The 22,842-nt window shown below is 48.8% G+C and carries 19 protein-coding genes and 1 tRNA gene; 7 read left to right on the top strand and 13 right to left on the bottom strand.

Annotated elements, in window-relative coordinates; genetic code table 11:
- The 5 genes from DQW12_RS13485 to yajC form a co-directional block, all read right to left on the bottom strand.
- Nucleotides 1-861 (bottom strand): DUF3014 domain-containing protein, encoded by an 861-nt coding sequence (locus DQW12_RS13485; RefSeq protein ID WP_157957914.1) that lies wholly within the window; start codon nt 859-861, stop codon nt 1-3.
- A 44-nt stretch (nt 862-905) separates the two neighbouring features.
- Entirely contained in the window at nt 906-1,679 is a 774-nt protein-coding gene (gene yaaA, locus DQW12_RS11190) for a peroxide stress protein YaaA (RefSeq protein ID WP_113907957.1), read from the bottom strand.
- A gap of 128 nt (nt 1,680-1,807) precedes the next feature.
- Nucleotides 1,808-2,764, bottom strand: a complete 957-nt coding sequence (gene secF, locus DQW12_RS11185) for a protein translocase subunit SecF (protein ID WP_113907956.1) — start codon at nt 2,762-2,764, stop codon at nt 1,808-1,810.
- Nucleotides 2,765-2,775: 11 nt separating this feature from the next.
- The gene (gene secD, locus DQW12_RS11180; RefSeq protein WP_113907955.1) at nt 2,776-4,626 is read right to left on the bottom strand and encodes a protein translocase subunit SecD; all 1,851 of its coding nucleotides are present in this window, start codon (nt 4,624-4,626) and stop codon (nt 2,776-2,778) included.
- 26 nt (nt 4,627-4,652) lie between these two features.
- Entirely contained in the window at nt 4,653-4,985 is a 333-nt protein-coding gene (gene yajC / locus DQW12_RS11175) for a preprotein translocase subunit YajC (protein ID WP_113907954.1), read from the bottom strand.
- 250 nt (nt 4,986-5,235) lie between these two features.
- Here yajC and DQW12_RS11165 point away from each other — a divergent pair, with 250 nt between their 5' ends.
- Nucleotides 5,236-5,844 carry a trimeric intracellular cation channel family protein gene (locus DQW12_RS11165; protein ID WP_113907952.1) on the top strand — a complete coding sequence of 203 codons (609 nt, stop codon included), beginning with the start codon at nt 5,236-5,238 and terminating at the stop codon, nt 5,842-5,844.
- Between the two features lie 18 nt (nt 5,845-5,862).
- Here the strand turns inward: DQW12_RS11165 and DQW12_RS11160 are convergent, their stop codons facing one another.
- From DQW12_RS11160 to hemH, 3 genes are read right to left on the bottom strand one after another with little or no spacing between them, the layout of a single operon-like run.
- The gene (locus DQW12_RS11160) at nt 5,863-7,641 is read right to left on the bottom strand and encodes a TIGR03545 family protein (protein WP_113907951.1); all 1,779 of its coding nucleotides are present in this window, start codon (nt 7,639-7,641) and stop codon (nt 5,863-5,865) included.
- Entirely contained in the window at nt 7,638-8,165 is a 528-nt protein-coding gene (locus tag DQW12_RS11155; RefSeq protein ID WP_113907950.1) for a TIGR03546 family protein, read from the bottom strand. The genes DQW12_RS11160 and DQW12_RS11155 overlap by 4 nt, the downstream gene beginning before the upstream one ends.
- Before the next feature lie 8 nt (nt 8,166-8,173).
- The gene (hemH, locus tag DQW12_RS11150) at nt 8,174-9,256 is read right to left on the bottom strand and encodes a ferrochelatase (RefSeq protein ID WP_113907949.1); all 1,083 of its coding nucleotides are present in this window, start codon (nt 9,254-9,256) and stop codon (nt 8,174-8,176) included.
- A 121-nt stretch (nt 9,257-9,377) separates the two neighbouring features.
- On the opposite strand from hemH, the gene DQW12_RS11145 reads away from it, so the two are divergent.
- From DQW12_RS11145 to DQW12_RS11135, 3 genes are all read left to right on the top strand, one after another.
- Nucleotides 9,378-10,841: a RimK family ATP-grasp domain-containing protein gene (locus DQW12_RS11145; RefSeq protein WP_113907948.1), complete on the top strand. Its 1,464-nt coding sequence runs from the start codon at nt 9,378-9,380 to the stop codon at nt 10,839-10,841.
- The gene (locus DQW12_RS11140; protein WP_113907947.1) at nt 10,841-11,287 is read left to right on the top strand and encodes a GNAT family N-acetyltransferase; all 447 of its coding nucleotides are present in this window, start codon (nt 10,841-10,843) and stop codon (nt 11,285-11,287) included. The genes DQW12_RS11145 and DQW12_RS11140 overlap by 1 nt, the downstream gene beginning before the upstream one ends.
- A 94-nt stretch (nt 11,288-11,381) precedes the next feature.
- A complete protein-coding gene (locus DQW12_RS11135; RefSeq protein ID WP_113907946.1) occupies nt 11,382-12,539 on the top strand; it encodes an iron-containing alcohol dehydrogenase in 1,158 nt (385 codons plus the stop codon).
- 55 nt (nt 12,540-12,594) lie between these two features.
- Here the strand turns inward: DQW12_RS11135 and DQW12_RS11130 are convergent, their stop codons facing one another.
- The gene (locus tag DQW12_RS11130) at nt 12,595-13,641 is read right to left on the bottom strand and encodes a cysteine synthase A (protein WP_113907945.1); all 1,047 of its coding nucleotides are present in this window, start codon (nt 13,639-13,641) and stop codon (nt 12,595-12,597) included.
- Nucleotides 13,642-13,924: 283 nt separating this feature from the next.
- On the opposite strand from DQW12_RS11130, the gene DQW12_RS11125 reads away from it, so the two are divergent.
- Entirely contained in the window at nt 13,925-14,137 is a 213-nt protein-coding gene (locus DQW12_RS11125; RefSeq protein WP_113907944.1) for a cold-shock protein, read from the top strand.
- 119 nt (nt 14,138-14,256) lie between these two features.
- Here DQW12_RS11125 and DQW12_RS11120 read toward each other — a convergent pair whose 3' ends face one another.
- Nucleotides 14,257-16,197 carry an alpha/beta hydrolase family protein gene (locus DQW12_RS11120; protein ID WP_113907943.1) on the bottom strand — a complete coding sequence of 647 codons (1,941 nt, stop codon included), beginning with the start codon at nt 16,195-16,197 and terminating at the stop codon, nt 14,257-14,259.
- A gap of 187 nt (nt 16,198-16,384) precedes the next feature.
- Here DQW12_RS11120 and DQW12_RS11115 point away from each other — a divergent pair, with 187 nt between their 5' ends.
- A complete protein-coding gene (locus DQW12_RS11115; protein WP_113907942.1) occupies nt 16,385-18,463 on the top strand; it encodes a BCCT family transporter in 2,079 nt (692 codons plus the stop codon).
- Between the two features lie 48 nt (nt 18,464-18,511).
- On the opposite strand, the gene DQW12_RS11110 is transcribed toward DQW12_RS11115, so the two are convergent.
- On the bottom strand, nt 18,512-19,312 hold the full coding sequence (locus tag DQW12_RS11110) for a DUF2884 family protein (RefSeq protein WP_157957913.1): 801 nt from the start codon (nt 19,310-19,312) through the stop codon (nt 18,512-18,514).
- Between the two features lie 208 nt (nt 19,313-19,520).
- Complete coding sequence (locus tag DQW12_RS11105) at nt 19,521-21,203, bottom strand: DUF8614 domain-containing protein (RefSeq protein WP_113907940.1); 1,683 nt, start codon at nt 21,201-21,203, stop codon at nt 19,521-19,523.
- Between the two features lie 228 nt (nt 21,204-21,431).
- Here DQW12_RS11105 and DQW12_RS11100 point away from each other — a divergent pair, with 228 nt between their 5' ends.
- Nucleotides 21,432-22,430 carry a sensor domain-containing diguanylate cyclase gene (locus tag DQW12_RS11100; protein ID WP_113907939.1) on the top strand — a complete coding sequence of 333 codons (999 nt, stop codon included), beginning with the start codon at nt 21,432-21,434 and terminating at the stop codon, nt 22,428-22,430.
- Between the two features lie 288 nt (nt 22,431-22,718).
- On the opposite strand, the gene DQW12_RS11090 is transcribed toward DQW12_RS11100, so the two are convergent.
- Nucleotides 22,719-22,795, bottom strand: a tRNA-Ile gene (locus DQW12_RS11090).
- Between the last annotated feature and the right edge of the window lie 47 nt (nt 22,796-22,842).

Raw genomic sequence — 22,842 nt, 5'->3', positions numbered from 1 at the left:
CTAGTTCAGAGCTGCAACCAAGGCGTTCAGCTTGCGCTTCACTTTGGCCATGTTGTCTGGCCCTAACCGTAGCATTTGCTTTTGCGCTGCAGGCAGCGACTCGAGGCGTTCATCGGCATAGGTATACATAATCTTGTCGGCATTGAGCTCGATCAAGCCAGATTGCGCAGGCGCAGCATTCAACACATTCACAGCACGCTGTACGCGCTCACGGAACGACGCGCCGGGGCGAGAAATCTCCGCGTAAGCCTCGTTAAAGAGGGGCTCAAAATGCTTAAAGGTATCAACCATAGCCCGATTGTCCAGCCCTACAAACCATTCCACAATGTCGTTGTAACGTTCGTAGCTGCGTGGATCCATGAAAATCTGGTCGTCAATTTCTTGAATCTGAAAACGTGCGTCTGGCGCGCCAATCACTGCACTGTCTCGTGACACAGTTCCAGCAGCAATATTGTCGATAAACACCACTAAATCGCGAATGAGATTGTCGCTGCGCACTGGGCTGGTATTCACTCGCTTGTCGTTCAGCATAGTCATAACCACCGGCGTGCTTGCACGTAGGTTAGGCAATGGTTCAGGCTCTGGCTCGGTTTGTACGCGCTCAGTACGCGGCTCTACCACCGGCTCCGGCTCGGGTTCCGGTTCCGGCTCAGGCATGGGTTCCGGCTCTGGCTCCACTTCCGCACGAACTTCTTGTGGTATCGGCTCAAAAACCTCTTCCTGTTCTGGGCTGCTGTCTCTGAAAACAAACCAACCAATAATAACAAGAACAAAAACAACAACGGCGCCAATTACGATAGTTGTTTTATTGTTCTGTCCTTCATTTGCAAAACTTGAATCGTTCGGTTGTTGATCTTGCATGTTATTTTTCCTCTACTGGTAAAACAAAAGCACTGTTCGAGTGACTACTGCTCGGCTCGTGTGAATATGAGCTCTTTTTCCGAAGAAAGTTTCTCATTAAATTGATATCCGGCTGCAGAAAACTGTTTTAAATCGTCTACCGACGTGGGTTTCTGTTCTAGTATATACCGCGCCATTAAGCCTCGTGCTTTTTTCGCGTAAAAACTAATCACTTTAAGCTGGCCATTCTTCGTGTCTTTAAATACTGGTGTAATAATGTCGGCGTTTAAGGCTTTCTTGTTTACTGATTTAAAATACTCATTCGACGCTAAATTCACCAACACGTTGCTATTGGCAGCCTGGAGGGCATCATTCAATTGCTCGGTAATGGTGTTTCCCCAGAACTGATACAAGTCTTTTCCTGCCGAAGTTTCGAGCTTAGTGCCCATTTCTAAACGGTACGGCTGCATTAAATCAAGCGGCTTCAATACACCATAAAGCCCCGACAAAATGCGCATACACTGTTGCCCGTATTGCCATATTTCGGTGGGTAGATTGTTTGCATCAAGCCCCGTATACACGTCGCCATTAAATGCGAACACGGCCTGTTTTGCGTTGTTCAACGTAAATGGTAAATGCCATTCCTCAAACCGCGCGGCGTTTAAGCCAGCTAACTTGTCGCTAATATGCATGAGCGACGACAAGTCTTGCGGTGTTAAGGTTTTACAGTGCTTAACCAGCGCCTCGGCTTGGCTTAGCAGTTGCGGCTGAGTGTACTCAGCGGTAGGCGCTGGTGTTTCGTAATCTAAGTTTTTTGCTGGAGATACTACAAACAACATAATCCATAACCCTCTTCTTATTCGAGAGTTAGATTAGCACAGCCCACAACAGGGGGCTAGGCAGTAAAAAGCCCCGAGGCAATGCACTCGGGGCTCTATTCACGCTCATGAACAACGCGCAAAACAATCTATGGCATTTGTTCGAGGTCTTCGCCTTCTTTTTCCACTTCTGGTGGCATCAGGTTTTCGCGAGAAATACCCAGTGCCAATACAATGGTACTGCGCGTGAACACCGATGAGTAAGTACCCACTACTACACCAATAATCATAGCAATGGCAAAGCCTTCAATCATTTGCCCACCAAACAGGAACAAGGTAACCAATACCAATAAAGTGGTTAATGACGTAACCAATGTACGGCTCATGGTTTGGCTTAGGGAAATATCGATCACCGACACTGAGTCTTCTTTTCGCAGAATTCGGAAGTTTTCCCGAATACGGTCGGCCACAACAATACTGTCGTTTAGTGAGTAACCGATAACCGCTAGGAGCGCAGCTAAGATGGTCAGGTCTATCGATATTTGCAATACCGAAAATACCCCCAAAATCATGATCACGTCTTGGAACAAACCAATCACCGCCGACAAGGCTAAACGCCAGTCAAATCGGAATGACACATAAACCAGAATACAGATCATTGCCACAATCAGCGCTAATCCGCCGGCTTCGGTTAGTTCTTCCCCAACTTGCGGCCCCACAAATTCCACCCGGCGAATCTGTATGTCTTGATCCACTTCGGATTGCAGTAAGCGCAATAGCTGGTCGCCAATAGAATCAGCGCCCACGTTCTCACGCGGCGGAACCCGCACCAACACATCGCGTTGGGTGCCATAGTTTTGCACCACAGCGTCGCCAAACTCGTTCGTTTCTAGAACGTCGCGGAGGAGCTCTAAATCGGCGGGTTGGCTAAACCCAACTTCTACCAAGGTACCGCCAGTAAAGTCGAGCCCCCAGTTAAGCTTATTGACCGCAAGTGAACCCAGCGCAATGAGCAACAGCACGATACTGAAAATAGATGTGTGTTTCCGATAGTTCATAAAACGTATCGGATTGTTTTCATCGACCTTTGTAATTTCTCTAAACATTCTTTCCTCTCCTAGATCGACAGCTCGGTAAGGCGCTTCTTGCGACCCCAAGTGAGGTTAATGACCGCTCGCGTACCCACAATGGCCGTGAACATTGAGGTGACAATACCTATGGCTAAGGTAACCGCGAAGCCTTTAATCGAACCCGTACCCACGGCAAACAAAATCAATGCAGTGATAAGGGTTGTTATATTGGCATCGGCAATGGTCGAGAATGCATTATCGTAACCCCGTGCAATAGCTTGTTGCGGGCTTCGACCTTCTTTTAGCTCTTCGCGAATACGCTCGAAAATAATAACGTTGGCGTCAACCGCCATACCCACGGTAAGCAGAATACCCGCCATGCCCGGCATGGTTAGCGTTGCGCCCGGAATCATGGACATCACACCAACAATCATCACCAAATTGGTAAGCAGCGCCATGTTCGCCACGAGGCCAAACTTGCGGTAATAAATGGTCATAAAAATAAGCACGAGTACGAAACCTGCCACAATTGCGGTAAGGCCTGCTTTCACGTTCTCAGCGCCAAGGCTAGGACCTACAGTACGCTCTTCCACAATTTGAATTGGCGCAATCAACGCACCCGCACGAAGCAACAAGGCCAGGCTCTGTGCTTCTTGCACGCCGCCGACACCGGTAATGCGGAAGCTACTGCCAAGGCGAGCTTGCACCGTTGGCGCACTGACCACTTCTTCGATACGCTCAAATTCAATGCGACCTTCTTCCGTGGTTTCACCGGTAGCAACGAACTCAATAAATACCGTTGCCATTTGATCGCCAATACGGTCCCGCGTGGCTTGCGACATTAGCCGCCCGCCCACGGAGTCGAGCGTAATATCAACTTGTGGACGACCATTTTCGTCGAATCCAGTCGCTGCATTCACAATATGGTCGCCGGTCAGAATAATGCGGTTTTCTACCAAAATCTGGCCGCCATCACGCATGGGATACAAGCGGCTGCCAAAGGGCACACGCCCTTGCAATGCATCGCTTAAGGAGTTTTCCATGTCGACAAAACGGAATTCCAGCGTTGCAGTGGCACCCAAAATCTCTTTTGCGCGGGCGGTGTCTTGAATACCCGGCAACTCCACCACAATTCGGTCTTGGCCTTGGCGTTGAATTAACGGCTCAGCAACACCGAGTTCGTTCACACGATTGCGTAGAATGGTAATATTTTGGTCGATTGCGTTGGCACGAATTTCCTGCAGCTGTAATTCCGTCATTACCAAGCGAATGCTGTTATCTGCTGCAGAGGTTCGGGTTTCATAACCTTGGTATTGGTTACGAAGTGACGTTACGGCACTTTGAAAATCTTCCGCTGTGCGTAGCTCAATCACCACGTCGTTGCCGTCTTCCCGCACACCACGATAGCGAATGCGCTCTTCGAGTAAGCGATCGCGCACCGAAGTTACCATTTGCTCTCGCATTTTGCCCAGCGCTTCGTCCATGTCCACTTCCATCAAGAAGTGCACACCACCGCGCAAATCGAGACCGAGTTTGAGCGGTGCACCGCCGATGCTTTCCAGCCAGCTAGGCGTTGCGGGTGCTAAGTTCAAAGCCACAACATATTGAATGCCAAGCTCCGACACCAGCATTTCACGCACTGCCAGTTGCTCTTCGTCTGAATTCAGGCGTACCAGAATCTGATCGTTTTCCATGCTGATACCACGCGGAGTGATATCTGCTTGGCGTAACGCCGACTCGACTTGCTGCAAGGTTTGGGTGTTAACTTCACCGCCTCGCGTCGCCGAAATTTGTACTGCGTGGTCTTCTCCGTAAATATTGGGGAGCGCATACAGCGCTCCAACCAACACTACGATTAAAACCATAAGGTTTTTCCACAAGGGGTATCTGTTTAACACAGTCCTGTCCTTTCTCGTACTTCTAGTTACAGGGTTTTCATCGACCCTTTCGGGAGTACAGTTGCTACCGCACCCTTTTGCACCGTTACTGATACTGAGTCAGTGAGTGCAATCACCATCATGTCGCTGTCGGCGTCTACTTTCTCAATTTTACCGATTAAGCCGCCTTGCAATAACACTTCGTCGCCCTTTGCAAGTGACTCAATAAGGCTTTTATGCTCTTTCATGCGCTTTGACTGCGGGCGGAAAATCATGAAATAGAAAATAAGACCAAAGACCACCAACATTAAAATTAATGACGCGGTGCTACCTTGTTGTGCTGCATCTTGTGCATAAGCATTGGCAATAAAAAAGTCCATTACACTTCCTCTACTCTTTGTTTTTATCAATGTTTACAAAACATTGTATGCGTTTTGGGGCTGAACGAAATTATCGAACAACGAATTCAAAAATTTAACGCCGTATTGTACCTGAAGCCTCGCGCGAGCGAAACGACAGCCACCGCATTCTTTCCGCGTTTACTCGAGCGCTTCTATTTTTTACGTTTAGCTGACAAACTTACACTTACGTTCGCTATACATGTGTGCGCAAGACACGGAGTTCAATAGTATGAGTTGGTTTTATTTGGCCGATATGGCAGGTGTAGCAGTTTTTGCGATTGCCGGCACTCTCTTAGCCTTTCGCAAACAAATGGACGGTTTTGGGGTAGTGGTGCTTGCCTCGGTTACGGCTATTGGCGGCGGCACCACGCGCGACCTTATTCTCGACCAGCCGGTATTCTGGCTGTATGACACCACCTACTTTTTTGTGATCTTTGCAAGTGCATTGGCCACCATTGTATGGCTACGCTTTCGGGCGTTTATTCCGCTCAATTGGCTGTTGGTTGCCGACGCCGTCGGTATTGCTTTTTTCACTGTGCTCGGTGCCGAAAAAGCGCTTAATGCAGGCGTTAGCCCAATGATAGCGGTGATCATGGGAACCATGACAGCTGTCTTTGGTGGTATGTTGCGCGACGTACTGGCACGCGACATTCCCATGGTGCTAAAAAGTGAGCTCTATGCCACCACCTGTATTGTTGGCGGCATTGTTTTTGTGCTGTTGCACGGCTGGGAGCCTAGGGTGGCGTTAGTTGCAGCCATGCTCACCACCCTCGGATTACGTTTAGGCGCTATTCGCTATCATTGGTCACTGCCGGTGTTTCGCGAGCATTCGCACTAGTTTCGTTTAGCAAGTGCGCTAGCCACCACCGCCTAACCGCTCGCCAAGGCGACGTAGCAAGCGTTCGCGCTCAGCGTCTACCACGTCGCCGACTTCGCTGCGTAAAAGCTCGGCAAAAATATCTTCCGTAGCAACGCCCTGTGCTTGTAATGCTTCAGCACGTTCAAGCCAAGGCCGAAGCTCGCTTAGCACGCCTTCCGTACGCGCATTCAACGAGGCTCGCACCTCGGCCAAACGATCACTTGCTTCTTGCTGTGCCATGTTTTGTAACGAACTTGCCAGTTGATTGTCTAAATTCGACCCGATTTGAAACTGCGGACTTGCCATTTCACCGCTAATGCCCAACTGAATGTCAAATGCCTGCACTGAATCAAGCGCCTGCTCGAAATATCGGGCCCAAGACGACTCGCCGCCCGTGCCAAAGTCGACCGAGCTAAAGTCGAGCGCACCGCCACCACTTAACACTCCCGCGTTCAGCGCTATTTCGCCTTGGCTGTTTAACAGCGCTTCAGTGAGCTGAGCCGCAAATTCGGTTTGCTCAATCAACTGCAAATTGTTTAAGGCTGCACCCGCTAGCTGCCAACGTTGAGCGCCGCGAATATCACCCCCAGCATTAACATAAAAGTCGCCGCTCAGAGCAAGTTCCTGCCACCAAGGCGCACTATCATTATTTACCGCAAAGGTTGTGGCGCGACCAATCCGATCATGTTGCCAAGTTAGGTCTTTCAAGCTGGCAGCGATGCTCACAGGCGTAGCATTTTGTGGTTCAAGAATCACATCGAATGCCGCATTTTTAAGCCAAAACGTAGGTTGTGTTGCACCGTCGAACTCGATGTAACGCCCTTCCCAGCGGCTTGGTGACTGCTGCTCTTGCTGCGCTCGATTGAGCATTGGCGCAATAAAATCGAAGGCAACTAAACCATATTGCGCCCATTGTTCTACTTTTTGACCGAACAAAATACCCGAGAGCTCAGTAAGCGCTTGCGGGTCGAAACGCAGCAGTTCTTGCGCTCGCGCTAAGTCTTGTTCAGACGCCTGACGTATCGCCCGTACGTCTTGTTGTGTCGCCTCTAGCGTGCCTCGCGCAACGGCGAGAAATTCGCGAACCCGCTCGCGGTCAGCTTCAATTTCATCTTTTATTTCTTTTAGTGCCTCGCGCGCCGCGAGCAATTCCCGCGCATTACTCGGCTTGCTGTCGAGTATGGTTTCAATGCGCTGTTGATACTCTTCTACTTTTTCTGTTGAAGGTAACTGCTCACGCGCCGTGTTAAATTGCGCTTCACGCTCCTTAAACTGTGTTTCGACCTGCTCAATGAGTGCTGGTGTTTGTATGTTCGCCCCGGCCAGCACCGACTCTGTTGAAGGCAGCTCAATATCAAACGACTCCAACCGTTCCCGCCAGTTTTGCTGGTCTTGCGCGGGCTCACGCGTTCGCACAGCACCAGCAGAAGCACGAGGCTGGGCAAAACGAACACCGGCCGCTGTTAAGTCTTGAATATGAACACGACCAATCAACAGCTCTAAAAAAGCGACCTCTGCCCGCAAAGTAGTTACCTGCAAACGATTCAACTCCGGTGTTTGCGGATCAGTCATTTCTAAACCTTTAACCGTTACGGCAAAAGGCGCGCGTTGAATTTCAACCTCAGCGATGTTGACTTCGGCACCATTTAGCCGCGTTAAGGTACTTTGCAGTGCTGTTTTTGCCAGTGGTTCTAAAAAAATACTCAGTAAAAGCGCAATACCACCAAAAACGACCACAAATGCGAGCAACCCCGGCCAACGAATCATCTGTTTCATGAACTGAATCCTCCGCGTAAGCCCGACACTTTCTGATACGTTGCCCAAAACTTAGTGCCCTTAATAAGCTGCACCAACGGCAGTTTTTCAATACGTTTTTGAATTCTGCTGCGGTAGTTCACAATCACAAAGCGGGCAATAAAAAGTACCGGCACTATGAATAGCAACGACACCGCAACACTGCCTAAGGTAATGGTGTGGTTAAATTGCGCTAGCCGCGCTAGCGGCAGTTCATAAAGTGCAAACCACAACCCTTGCAACGAGGAAGCAGTAAGCAACCACTCACCAACAAAATCAAAAAGAGGATCAAGCGCATAGGCGAGCCCCGAACACACCGCAAAGCTCAAAAAGAAAAAGCTCAAATTAACGCGAAAGGTAAAGGCGATCAGCACAAGGACAATATTGTGCAGGCTCAACAGCGGGGTAAAGCCGAGCATCATACCCAACGCAATGCCCCAGGCTAAACTCCAAGGGCTGGTTTCCGAATTCAGTGCTTTCAGTAACTTTGCTAGCATTCCAAGCATATTAAATCCTATTTTTCGGTTTGTTTTCTCGCTTCGTCGGCGCTTTTTGCTGCAGCTTCAGCCGTATCCGCAGGCCAGCCTTGTAAGTTTTCTTCAATAATCTCGGTAAGCACCTCAATGTGCGGCTCACTCGCATTCAGACATTCAATATAGCTGAACTGTTCCCCGCCAGCTTCCATAAAATATTCGCGGTTCTCTTCGTCTATTTCTTCTATGGTTTCCAAACAATCTGACGAAAAACCGGGGCAAACCACCTGCAACGACTTTACGCCTTGGCCAGGCAACGCCTTTAAAGTTTCATCTGTGTATGGCGTTAACCATTCTTCGCGCCCAAACCGTGACTGGAACGTTGTCATGTACTGTTCTTTGCTTAAACCTAATTCCTCGGCTACCAAACGCGTCGTTTTGTAACACTCACAGTGGTAAGGGTCGCCTCTGAGTAAATAACGCTTGGGCACGCCGTGGTACGAAAAAACCAATTTGTCGGGTATTCCATGTTCAGCTTGATGGGCACGAATACTATTTGCTACCGCTTTAATATAACCCTGGTGGTCGTGATAGTGACTAATAAAGCGCAAGTCGGGAAGCCAGCGGCGCGACCTGAAATCCTCGGCCACTGCGTCGAATGTAGAGGCAGTTGTGGAACCTGAATATTGCGGATACAAGGGAAACACCAACAGCTTACGCACGCCTTTTTCGAGCAAGCGCTCAATGGCGCTACTCACCGAAGGGTTGCCGTAACGCATGGCGAAATCTACTTCAACGTCGGCGCCCCACTTTGCTTCTAGCGTTGCGCGCACCCCAGCGGTTTGGGCTTTGGTGTGAGTGAGTAACGGTGAACCGTCGTTGGTCCACACGCTGGCATAAGCTTTTGCGGAGCGCGCGGGGCGAATGCGCAAGATAACGCCATGCAAAATTACACGCCACAAAAGCCGAGGAACCTCAACCACCCGCGGGTCGGCTAAAAACTGCCCTAAATAACGGCGCAAAGCGGGCGTTGTTGGTGCGTCAGGGGTGCCTAAATTCAGCAAAAGAACGCCTATTTTGCCACGCTCGCCGTGTTGGAAATTTGTTCTGCCCAAATACTTCATTTTTAAGCTACCCTTATTCCATAAAGATTGATGAAAACAGCTTGATATTTAGCTACTTTTAAGTACCTTGTGCGCAGTTCAAGTGCCCTTGTTTTCACACCGAAAACAGTAGAGAGAATCCATGCAAAATGCACCTTTAGTTATCCTTGATAACCTTGCCGACTGGCAACCGTACCACCCAAGCCAAGCGATTGTTAGCGCTACCGATTATATATCAGAAGGTGGCAGCAAACACCGCGGCCCTATTATTAATCTGTGCGACGACCTAAGTTACCTCTCCAGTGGCTATTATGTGAGCTTACTCGCGGAAGCACGCGGACAACGCTCACTTCCACCTATTTCCGCCATAAACGATTTAGCCAACTTGTCGCAGTACCAGTTGTATCTTAAAGACTTAACCAAGCAGCTCAATAAGTTTGTTGCAACACAAGCCGGCACGCCCGCAACACAAGTAAATTTGCTAATTTGCTTTGGTCGCTGCCAAGAAAAGGAGCTCGAACAACTCGCGCGCCAAATTTTTGAAACCTACCCGTGCCCAATTCTTGAAGTTGAATTTAAGCATGAAGGCCGCTGGTTTATTAGTGCATTACGCAATCGACCACTTTCGGATCTCAACGACACCGAGCAAAACCTCTTTGGTAACGCTCTCGAAGGCTTTAGCAAGAAGGTTTGGCGGAAATCGCGCTCGCGCAAAGAGTACCGCTATGATCTCGCTATTCTTCATGATCCCGAGGAGTCTATTCCAACCAGCGACAAAAAGGCCTTACAGAAATTTATTCGTGCCGCAAAAGAATGCGACATCGAGGCAGAATTAATTACCCAAGAAGACTTTGGCCGCTTGCTCGAATTCGACGCACTGTTTATTCGTGAAACAACGCGTATTAACCATCATACCTATCATTTCGCGAAAAAAGCCGAAGCTAACGGCATGGTGGTTATTGATCACCCAGACGCCATTTTGCGCTGCGCCAACAAAGTATTTCTGAACGAGCTACTGGTAAAGAACAAGGTTCCGCAACCGCGCTCAGAACTATTAGTGAGCGCTAACTCGCCTAATTTTACAGAGATTGGCGAGCGCTTTGGGTATCCCTTGGTGCTGAAAATTCCAGACGGCTCGTTCTCCATTGGCGTGGAAAAGGCACGCAATGAAGAAGAATTTCGAGCTGTTGCAGCCGAGCTGTTCAAAACATCCACCATTTTGCTCGTGCAAGAGTGGCTGCCTACCGACTTTGACTGGCGCATAGGGGTACTGAATAACCGTGCTATTTATGCCTGCAAATATTTTATGGCGCGTAACCATTGGCAAATTTATAACCATGCAGAAGGCGGTCGCAATAAAAGCGGCTCTTTTGAGTGCATGGGCGTTCACCAGGTCCCCAGAGAAGTCGTAAAAGTTGCTTTGCAAGCCACCCGCCTAATTGGCGACGGTTTGTATGGTGTCGATATAAAAGAAACAGCTCGGGGCCCTGTCATTATTGAAATTAATGATAATCCGTCGATAGACTCAGGCGTAGAAGACCTTTACCTCGGTGACGAACTGTACCGCATTATTATGAGCGACTTTGAACGTAGGCTCGACGAATAGTGAACTTTAACGTGAGTTTGGCAACGCCTCATGATGCCCAAGCGCTATTTGCGCTTGAGCATCGCTGCTTCGACGGAGATCAACTCGGACTTCGCTCTTTTCGGCATTTGCTAAAAAGCCCGTCGGCTAGAGTGTGGTTAGTAAAGAATGGCGACGCGCTCGCTGGCTATACACTGGTACTTACGCGAAGAAATAGTGGCTGGTGGCGCATCTATTCAGTTGCCATTGCGCCGGAGCAACGCGGTAAAGGCCTGTCGCACCTTTTGATGGACCGTATTCTTTCCGAAGCAAAATTGGCAAAAGCGCAAGGCATAAGGCTCGAGGTTAAAGTAAGCAATCACTCTGCAATTGAGCTTTACCGACGCTACCAATTTGAAGTGGTTGATATACTTCCGAACTATTATCAAGACGGCAGCGACGGCTACCGCATGCAATATTCGTTTTAACGAATATCCTGATCTTTAGCCGCGCCGCCCCGTACTCTGAACTATACTTTTTTAACTCGATTCTTTCTTTAAACGCCATAAGGAGCAGTTTGGCATGAAGAACTTCAGCTTTAAAAATCCGACTCAAATTCTTTTCGGTGAAGGGCAAATTGCCGAAATCGCAAACGTGATCCCCGCCGACGCCCGCGTAATGCTGATTTATGGCGGCGGCAGCATAAAAGGCAACGGCGTATACGGACAAATACAAACGGCTTTAGGCGACCGTATTGTTACCGAATTCGCGGGTGTAGAAGCAAACCCAGAGTTCACTACGCTGTGTCGCGCGGCCGACAAAGCCCGTGAACATAACGTAACCTATTTACTCGCTGCCGGCGGAGGTTCGGTTATCGACGGCACTAAGTTCATTGCGGCTGCAGCCTGCTTCGAAGGTGACCCGTGGGAAATCATGCTCAAAGGTGGCCGTAATATTGAGCAAGCCTTGCCCTTTGGTTCGGTGCTCACATTGCCAGCAACCGGCTCTGAAATGAATAGTGGCTCGGTGGTAAACCGCTCAGAAATTAAAGCGAAATTACCCTTTGGTAGCCCATTGTGTTACCCGCAGTTTTCAGTGCTCGACCCTACTACCACTTACACCTTGCCCACGCGGCAAATTATTAATGGTGTGGTCGATCCCTTCGTGCACGTTGTCGAGCAGTACCTTACCTACCCAGTGGGTGCCGACTTGCAAGATCGTATGGCGGAAGCTGTGCTCAGTTCACTCATTGCAACGGGCCCCAAAGCGCTCGAATTCCGCGACAACTACGAATACCGAGCCAACCTTATGTGGTGCGCCACCATGGCACTGAATGGGCTTATTGGCTGCGGTGTGCCACAAGACTGGTCAACGCATATGATCGGACACGAACTCACAGCCCTGTATGGCCTTGATCACGCGCAAACCCTAGCGGTTGTATTGCCCGCAAATTTACGCATTCGCAAAGCCGACAAACGTGAAAAATTATTGCAATACGCCGAGCGCGTGTGGGGCATTACCACCGGCACTGAAGACGAGCGCATTGAACAAGGCATTGTAGCCACCGAACAGTTTTTCCAGAAGGTGGGAGCACCAACCCGTTTGCGCGACTATCAACTTGGTGACGAAGTTATTGGTACCATTATTAAGCAACTCGAAAGTCATCAAATGGTAAAACTAGGTGAAAAACGAGACGTAACGCCAGAAGTAAGCACAGCCATTTTGCGGGCCGCTTTGTAAGCGCCCAAAACAACACGCAGCACCTCTAACATGAGGTGCTGCGTTGTTCTTACCCTCAGCGCGCCGTCACCTTAAGAATACGCTCCCCGCTAGCAACATAACGTTGTTGCAATGCTTCAATAGCCTCGGGAACAACATTTAAGCCTCGCTGCTCTAAATAATCATTGTTATAAAGCTTCGACACAGACCGCTCGCCTAAGTCGCACGCGAACGTCACTATGGTCTTGCCTTGTGGGCGATGTAACGCTGCAAAAAAAGCCTCAGCTACGTTTAATGCTGAACTACTGCCGAGCACAATACCGTCTTGATCACGCACATAGCGCGAAATTGCGATTAAGTCTTGGTCGGGTAAGTTTAAGGCATAGTCAATTTTGGCTTGGCGGAAATTCTCCACTAAACGCATAATACCGATGCCTTCGGTCATAGAGCCGCCCGACGCCTTGTACTCGCCAGTACGCAAGAATTCATAGGAACCCGAACCATCAGGATCAGCTAACCACACTTCTACATCCGGATTTTGTTCCTTCAAATAAGTTGAGTTTCCACCAATAGTGCCGCCGGTGCCCGACACCGACACTAGAATATCCACTTTACCCTTGGTTTGCTGCCAAATTTCTGGTCCGGTATGCAGGTAATGCGCGCGCATGTTGCTGGTATTTTCAAACTGATTTGCCCACCAATACCCTTCGTTTTCCTCGGCAATTCTTCTTGCGGTATGGTAAAAGTGGTTCGGGTCTTTAAAAGGCACCGCTGGAACGGCTTTTAGTTGGGCACCATGCAGTTCGATCATGCGCGTTTTTTCCGGCGTTTGGTCATTCGGCATTACCACCAATAAGTCGAAGCCTAAAGATTTAGCCACAATAGCCAAACCAATACCTGTATTTCCTGCCGTTCCCTCCACAATTGTCATGCCGGGCTTCAATTCGCCCTTTTCTATCGCGTCTTGAACGAGCTGCAAAGCCGCTCGATCTTTAATTGAACCGCCAGGGTTCTGATACTCACATTTAACAAAAATGTCAGAACCACAGAGCGCGGAAAGTGACCGTATTTTTAGGAGATCCGTATTGCCAATCTGTTCTGCTAAATGCTTTGCCGTTCTCATTACTGTACTCCTTGAGTCCTTAAAACCATTTAAAACCACACCTTTCTATACACTTAGGGTTATCGTCGAAAAATGAACGCTGAAAAAATAATCGCTGAAATTATTGGCGACAAACGAACGACAGATGTATACTGAAAACGCTTGAATATACAGCACGGATTTATCTGCACGAATACGTTCCTCCGGAAATTGCTCGTCTTCTATAAATACTCGCTGCTTCAATGCACAAGATCTGTTAGCTCAGCTAGCAATTTTCACTTTATAAAGTAAGTTAGGAAAGAATATGTCTGATATCGTAACTGGCACCGTAAAATGGTTCAATGAATCTAAAGGCTTCGGTTTTCTGGAGCGCGCAGGTGGTCCTGATGTTTTCGTTCACTTTAGCGCAATTACCGGTGACGGCTTCCGCACTCTGACTGAAGGTCAGAAAGTACAGTTCACTATTACTCAAGGCCAAAAAGGTCCTCAAGCAGAAAACGTATCTGCTTTAGATTAATAGTTCGAACTGGGTGACCAGATTATGAAAATGACCAGCCGCGGCTGGTCATTTTTTTGTCTTCTTTAAATGTGCAGATACCACACGGGCAGGTTTCCCGGCCCGAAGGCCGCTAAGCATTACTGCTTAGCGGTGTGCTTTTTCATAAACTCGAGCACGCGTTCCATCATCGCCACATTGTTCTCGGTTTTGTAGAAACCGTGGCCTTCCCCTTCAACAAACATCCACTCGTACGGAATTTCATGTTTGTCCAGTTGTTCCCGCAAGAAGTGGAACTGGCCAAAGTGAGCTTGTAAGTCTTCCGCGCCATGCACAATAAAGAGTGGCGTTTTAATACGCTCAACTTGGCGCGCAGGCGAACGTGCAATCAGCTCTTCTTCGTCTGTGCCCAGCACACGGTCTAAGTAGCGCCGCCCCGCTTCAAAGCTTGGCACGTTACCCTCTTTTTTCATCAGTGGTAAGTCGTACACCCCTACAAAACCCCAGGCACATGCATACAGGTCAGGCTCTTTGGTAATACCCGCTAGGGTTGCATAGCCACCGTAGCTTGCGCCAGCAATACAAGTGCGGTCCTTCGCCGCAAAACCCTGCTCCATCGCCCACAAGGTAGCGTCAGTCACATCGTCTTGCATTTTGCCGTACCATTCGCGGTGGCCCGCTTCTTCAAACGCTTGCCCATAACCACCCGAGCCGCGGAAGTTCACTTGCAGTACGCCAAAGCCATTGGTGGCAAAGGTTTGCACAAAGGGATCGAACGCCCAGCGGTCACGTGGACCATGAGGCCCACCATGCACGAACACAACAAACGGAATTGCAGTTTCACCGTCAAAGCCCGCTGGAAGGGTCATGTAACCGTGCAATTCGGTGCCGTCGCGCGCTTCAAATTGAACTGGCTGCATCGGCCGCATTTGATTCGGGTCGAGCCACCCGCGCGCCGCTACCATAAAACGCAACTCAGGAGTTTCAGTGTCGAGCAGGAAATACTCTGTATCAGAAACGTCACCCGAAATACCGACCAACGCCCGCTTGCCGTCGGCTGTCCAGTTGAAAATATGCACATAGAAGCCGTCGTACATGGCCTCGAGTTGGCGTAACCACGTCATTTCGTGAGTGTCTTCGTTTATGGCTCGCCATTCTGGCTTACCGTCCATAAACCGTGCCGCCAGCAAGTTCTTACGCTGAGCGTCCCACTGTAATGGCGATAGAGTTGACATGAGATCAAGCTCTACGTTTTCACTTGGAAGTACCGGTTTAATCTCACCGGTAGCCAAAGTAACTTCGTAAATACCAAGTTTACCGACCTCTCGTGAGCTGAAATAAACTCCATTCCCTGCCGGATTGAAGCTAATCGGTAAAATATCGCTTTCAAGTGTGTTCTTAAAGGTTTTCCAATCGCTTTCTTCGGTTTCACGCCAAGCAAACTGATACACCATGTTATCGTCGGTGCCATAGGCAAATCTTACTTGGTCGTTCTGGTCGGCAAGGAAGCCACCACGGCCAAGAGGCGAAGTTATACGCCTGCGCAAACGGCCGTCATCCACATGCATGTACTGCGCTATTGGGCGTTCATTGTCGAAGGAACGCTGTTCGATCAAAATCCACTCTGGGTCATTTGGTAAATAACTCACAATATTCATTAAACGGCCAGCGAAGCTGCCCGCTTGCACTCCGAATAACTGCCGACGGTTCGTACCGTCTGCATTAATACCGTACACCCGCCCTGTCGCCATAGGCGCTTCAACTGCACCCGCTTGAATCACCGACTCGAACAACAAGCGTTCATTGTTTACCCACACCAGTGAGCTTGGGCTTTCACCGCCCCGCATATGGAAACTGGCAGTAATTTTCAGCGAGGTTAAATCAGAAATGTCGAGAATAGCTAAATTGCGACGGTCGCCGTTGGCTACCGTAACTGCGAGGTAATCCCCCGAAGGTGAAATAGCGGCATTTCCAAATTCAGACTGCTTAAATAAGTCTTCGAGCGGAACTGCCTGCGCAAATCCTTGCGCCGGCACAAGTAAAGTGAGCGCCAATAATAGGCCGCGATAGAAATTAAACATAAGGATTCCATTTAATGCAGTGGATTTTTATTAGTGCTAAGTGTACCGATATCAAGGTTGCCCGTCAGTATCAATTCACGTTTGCTTACATTTAAAGCAATACGTGCAGGTCGGGGCAATTTTGGCGAAATCACCTCTAAGCTGCTAACCTACTGACTAACAATATAAATCACAAGGAGAATTGTGTATGGCAAATTCACGCTGGAAATCAGCGCTACTGCTACCTGTTTTTATTCCTGCGGTTAGTGTTATGACTCTGCTTGTTCTCGGCACATTGGCAAACCCTGAACTAGCGGGCGAATTCTTTTCCTCAGTGCTGGCAAAAATAACTAAAGACTTTGGCTGGTTCTACATGCTCGCTGTGGCGATGTTTTTAGTTTTTATTGTGGTGGTTGCAGTGTCAAAATGGGGTCGCATAAAGCTAGGGCCCGACCATGGCGAAGCGGAGTATAGCTTTTTAACTTGGTTCGCCATGCTGTTTTCTGCCGGTTACGGTATAGCGCTGTTATTTTTCGGCGTGTCTGAGCCCGTTTTGCATTACTCGAGCCCGCCCATGGGGGCTGCCGAAACCGTTGACGCGGCCAAACAAGCCATGCAAATAAGCTATTTCCACTGGGGTTTCCATATTTGGGCAATTTACGGCCTAGTGGGTTTGGTGCTCGCGTACTTTTCGTTCCGTCATGGTTTGCCGCTCTCCATGCGTTCCACCCTATACCCGCTTATTGGCGACAAAATTCATGGTCCGGCAGGTCACGCTGTCGACACCTTCGCAATTTTGGGCACCATGTTTGGTATTGCCACCACACTCGGGCTTTCAGTGATTCAAATTAACACGGGTCTGAATTACCTCTGGCCCGAAATAGCGATTAATAGTTTGGTCCAAATTGGTATTATTTTCTTTATTACCCTACTTGCTATAGCCTCTGTGGTGGCGGGGCTCGACAAAGGAATTAAGCGCCTCTCGGTGTTGAATATGAGTTTGGTAGTGTTTCTACTTGCGGTGGTTTTTTTCTTCGGACCTACCGTGCATATTTTGGAAACCTTCCTGCAAAATACCGGTAGTTACCTAAATTCAATTGTGGAGCGAACGTTTAACTTACAAGCCTATAGCCGCAGCGATTGGATTGGCAACTGGACCTTGTTTATTTTCGGCTGGACCATTGCTTGGGCGCCATTCGTGGGCCTGTTTATTGCAAAAATAAGTCGCGGCCGCACTATTCGCCAGTTTGTATTTGGCGTTATGTTTGTGCCGACTATTTTTACCTTCTTCTGGTTTTCTGTGTTTGGCGACACCGCGCTGAATCTTATTATGAATGAAGGGAAGTCGATGCTGATTGACGACGTACAAGCCGACCAAGCCATAGCGCTGTTCAAAATGTACGAGTATTTATTCGTTGATATGCCTTTCTTAGGCAGCGTTATGAGCTTCGTTACCGTAATTCTCATTATGACCTTCTTTGTCACCTCGTCAGACTCGGGTTCACTGGTAATCGACTCTCTGGCGTCTGGTGGTGTGAGTGAAACACCAGCATGGCAACGTGTATTTTGGGCCAGTGCTGAGGGTGTTATTGCCGCCGTGTTGCTACTTGCTGGCGGGCTTGCGGCGCTGCAAACAGCGGCAATCGCAAGTGCATTGCCGTTTGCCATTATTATGATTATTGCAGCCGTGGGTATGTGGCGCGCCTTGGTTATTGAAGGGCACCAATACGACAGCCTGAAAAGTCATACCAAGTTGCATCGTCGGGGCGTGCATGCTGGTGCAAACTACTGGAAAAAGCGCCTAGAGGGTATTCTCGACTTCCCGAGCCAAACTAAAGTGTCTGACTTTATTCGCGGTACCGGTAAAGACTGCTTAGAACAGGTTAAAAAAGAGCTTGAGTCGCAACAATGGACCGCCGAGGTTGCCATTGAGGAAGACCCAACCCGAGTGGTGTTAACGGTTGACCGTGACGAAATTGACTTCTACTACGAAATTCGCCTTCGTGGTTATATTCGCCCAGAGTTTGCTCTTGCACCACGGCAACCCAAAGAATCGGAATATTTCCGTGCAGAGGTATTTTTACGCCAAGGTGGACAGTCGTACGATGTGTATGGTTTTGAAGCGGCCGACATTATTAATGACGTGTTGAACCAGTTTGAAAACTACCTACATTTCCGCCACACCTCGCCTGGCAGCTTGCCATGGGACATGGCTGAACACGACGAAGACCTGCATACCGATACCCCAACTGAGGCTGAGGATAACCCCAGCCCCAGTCGCGGTTAATGTATAAGCCATAGCAGCAAAGAGCACCGCAAGGTGCTCTTTTTTTAACTATAGTTGCGCCTCCGCTGTACCCTCGGTGACTGGAACAAATAACGAATACTCAGAGAATATGGGGTAGCTTTGCGCCAACTGGCGCTCTATTTCCGCCAGTTCATTAAGTTGTTCACACATGGCGTCGGTTTTCGCATCGAGGTGAGCTGTGCGTTCGTCAACGTGCTGCTCAATTTGCGTTCCCATAGCTTCCATACGCGTTTCGAATTGGGCCATGCGCTCTTCAAATGAGCCACTACCGCTTAACATTGCACGCCCGAGCATCATAAACACACTCCCCATGGAGTCCGCCATAATTGACTCCATCTCTTGCTCTAATCGCTCCGAAAAACGAGCGTCAAAGGTGTCGAGTTCGCTGCCGTTCAAATGGTAAACATTGTCTTGTTCATGCCCAACCTGCGCTAACTCTTCTTTCAATGCTTGCGTAATATCGTCAACCCGCGCGGTTGCTTTGGATTTTTCGCCAAACATTTCGGTAAATACTGTGGTTAAGGCATAATCAGCTATCTCCACCGCCTCATTAATAACCTCAATTACAGCATAAGTTTGCGTTCTCACGCCCTCATGATAACGTGCTGCCAGCGGTTGCGTGTTCACATACAATGGCTGCGCCTCTTGCCGAATGTAAATCCGGCCATCAGCATCTACGCGCCAGATTTCCTGCTCTTGGTCGTACAGGGCCGCATGCGACTCGGCTACGCGTATATTGTAATTGAGTTCCATTGAGCAATTCTGCTCGGCAACGTTATTCATCGAGCTAAGTGTAAGTGCACCAGCGGCAATCAATGAAATCATCATAGTTGTCCTTCTGTAACGTCGTTCAGTACGAACGTACGGGTAAAAGAGTGAATGTTGAATGGAACTCAGCAAGAACCGGGCCATCCCATTAATCACATTTAAATCAGACGGTTACAAAGAGAGTGCAAAAAAACGTGCGGATTCTAGTGGGGAAATAAGCTATCGGTTAGCGAATTACACCAACCGATAGCCTGTTGTAGATGAGAGTTTAGTTGCTGATACCCAGCACCTGTTTGCCTTGCTCAAAATGCACATCTACTGGAATTTCAGCTTGCGACAAACGTTCAAGATCAAGCGCTAAGGTGTCGCTCACGTGCCCCATCTCTGCAAAGAGCGTTGCCACCCCTTGGTAATCGCCGTCCCCTTGTAGGCGCAAGATTAAACCCGACAAGTCGTTCATGGCTTGGCGCATATTGGCCATATCTACTGCATACTGGCCGTTACTATTGCGCACGAAGGCACCCGCTTGTTCAAAATAATTAAAGCGAATCATGTTCGCCATACCATGAGCACTTGAAGCACCAAAGCGAACCGAGCGAAAAATACCCGCGAGGAAGGTTACGTAATAATCTTCAAGCTCACCCTCTTCGAGAATGCCCTCTTCCAAGAGCTGAGTAACCATGTACAGACCAAGAATATCCGCCTTGCCCTCTTCTATCGGTGACGCGTATTCAAGGAGCGCTTCACGTACCGTACCTTTACCATTAATGGTGTTTTTAATCCCTAATCCATGCGCAACCTCATGGAACATTGTATTGGCAAAGAAAGCATCAAAGGTAATGTGTTGGCGTTGTTCCGGCACAATCAGCTGGTCGGCAATGGGAATTAAAATACCGTCAAACTTGGCCCGCATTGCATTTTTTAGCTGTGAACGACGGGTGCCTTTAGCCAGTTGAACTTCCTCGTCGTTGGGTAAATTTACCGCAATGGTTTTGCTCCCAGCATTCGAATGTCCAGCATAATAGAGCACATCGTAGGCATTCAGCTGCGCGTCCGAGCCAGGCTCTTCTGCTTTATAAATGTCTTCTACCGGCAAGCCGCGCTGTAACGACGGCAAGGTTTCTGCGTAAACCGCGAGCCGTTCGCTCCACTCCAGGTCTTTTAACAACACATAACTTTCGAACCCAGCTTTGTATCCAAATAATCGATCTTCGTAAGTTTCAATTGGGCCTATAATCACGTCAATCAAGTTATCTCGAACGTCCATCCAAGCATAATCAGAGGCCCGGTATTGGTCGGTTAGAAACGCGTCGGCACGCAGCCGCAAATAGTCGGCAAATGCCTCACTCTCGGTAAGGTTCGCCGCTTCCCTCAGTAAATTTGCCGCGCGTGTTAACTCAGCTTGATACGCTTCGCTGTACGAAACGGTATAGAGTTCGCCTTCACTATTGCGTCTTAACAACGTATACAAACTGGTTTTATCGGCACTGTCGAACTGCTGGAATTCTTCGCGGGTCATATCGGCAGGGTAAAAATTCGCTCCCAATGGCTTTTCATCAAAGCCTTGTAAAAACGGCGCTTCGTTATTCAACCGATCCCAAGGGCCGTAGTTAATCTCAGCAAAACGACGTGCATGAGGCTCAGTTATACGCGCCAAAAATGTCGTTTTGTCGCCAGAAAAAGTTTGCTGCCAAAACAAGTCGTCCATTATTTCAGACGCTTCAATCAGTGTGCCGACTAACTGGAGCTGCTGCGCGCTCAGATGGCTAAGGTCCACATCCATAATAACCGGCTGGTAGATATCAAAACGGGCTTCAGCACCGCTTACGGCCTGTATCGGTTGCACAGTGTCGTTCGTTGTCGCGCTGTTGTTATTCGCCGGCGAACATGCCAATAAAGCCATCGCCAGTGCAGGGAGAGCTAGCATTGGGGCTAATTTAATTCCTTTCATGAGTGTTGAGCTCCTCATTTATTATTATGTAAGGACCAAATTTGGTGTGCGGTTATCATACACAAATTACGCCGCTGCGAACACGCAAGAACCTGTTGAGCGAACGCATACTAGAGTGCTAATCTGCAGTGTAGTTTGCTACAGAGCCTGTATTAAAGAATGACTCAAAGCGTTTACTAAAGTACGCTTAACCAATGTTTACAGAAAGATTTACAGAAACGTTCGCAAATGCCTGCGAACGTTACCGAGCACATAGGCATTATGATTACACCCGAGTTTCAGGTTAGCGCCTCGTCGCTTGTCGCTTATCTCGACCAACTGCGAGACCATATTTTTATTGCTGAACCCACCTCGAATGGCGACTTTCGAATTGTTGCAAGTAACCAAGCTATGCTGAATTTTCTTCGCCTTCCAAGCCAACAGGTTATTGGTAAAACCATTCGCGAGCTCTTAGGTAATAACGACACGGCCGAGCGCATAGTAAATACATATCAAGGCGTTCTCGATACCGGTAAACATGTAATTTACGAAGAAGACAGCGGGGGCACCGAGTTCGCGTTCGACGTTTTTGAAACCAGCTTATTTCGGTTTAACGCGCCCGACCCCGAAAAAACCTACATTGGCGGTATTAGTCGCAATATCAGCTTGCGTAAATCTATTCAAGAGTCGCTCGAGTCAAGTCGTCATAAACTCGAAAGTAAGGTACGCGAACTCGACCTATTGCAGCGTCAATTACAAGAAGACTCGATGCGAGACCCTCTGACCGGCCTGCTCAATAAACGGCATGTTGAAGAGTTTCTGAATCATGAGCTCGCTCGTGCAAAACGAACTCAGCACCCACTGAGCATACTTATACTCGACATCCAGAATTTCAAATCGCTCAATGAGACATTAGGCCACCAAGCCGGTGACGAATTACTGCGTTGGCTAGGTCAGTTTTTCCGCGCCAACCGACGCAGTTCAGATTTGCTGTTTCGATTCGGCGGCGACAAATTTCTTTTTGTAGTGCCCGACATAGACACCAGCCAAGCACAGGCCTTTGCAGAAGTGATCAATCACGACGTTAGTAACGAAACCTTTAGCTTACAACACACCAACAAACCCGAGCCGGTGAAGATTAACCTCGCTATCGGCTGCGCCAGTTACCCCGAACAAGCCCATTCCAGTTTCGACCTCATTCGCAGTGCAAAAGAAGCTCTGTACCGAGCAAAACAGTTCAAAAATTAATGATGGCCCCTCCCAGACTTGAACTGGGGATATGGCCCGGGTTGCTGAGAGCAGAGTCGGCTGCTCTTTCTTTGCTTTTGCAGGAATGTTTAAAAATGGTGGCCCCTCCCAGACTTGAACTGGGGATATGGCTCGGGTTACTGAGAGCAGAGTCGGCTGCTCTTTCTTTGTTCTTGCAGCAGTGCTTGAAAATGGTGGCCCCTCCCAGACTTGAACTGGGGATATGGCTCGGGTTGCTGAGAGCAGAGTTGGGTGCTCTTTCTTTGCTTTTGAAGTAATACTTGAAAATGGTGGCCCCTCCCAGACTTGAACTGGGGACCTACCGATTATGAGTCGGGTGCTCTAACCAACTGAGCTAAGGGGCCTTGGGTAGGTTTAATGCTTTTTGTTGAAGCGGCGGCAAGTATACCCA

The sequence above is a fragment of the Aliidiomarina celeris genome (assembly GCF_003316875.1).
Taxonomy (GTDB): domain Bacteria; phylum Pseudomonadota; class Gammaproteobacteria; order Enterobacterales; family Alteromonadaceae; genus Aliidiomarina; species Aliidiomarina celeris.
The sequence above is the reverse complement of the archived record's forward strand: the minus strand, read 5'-3'. Positions and strand labels throughout refer to the sequence as shown.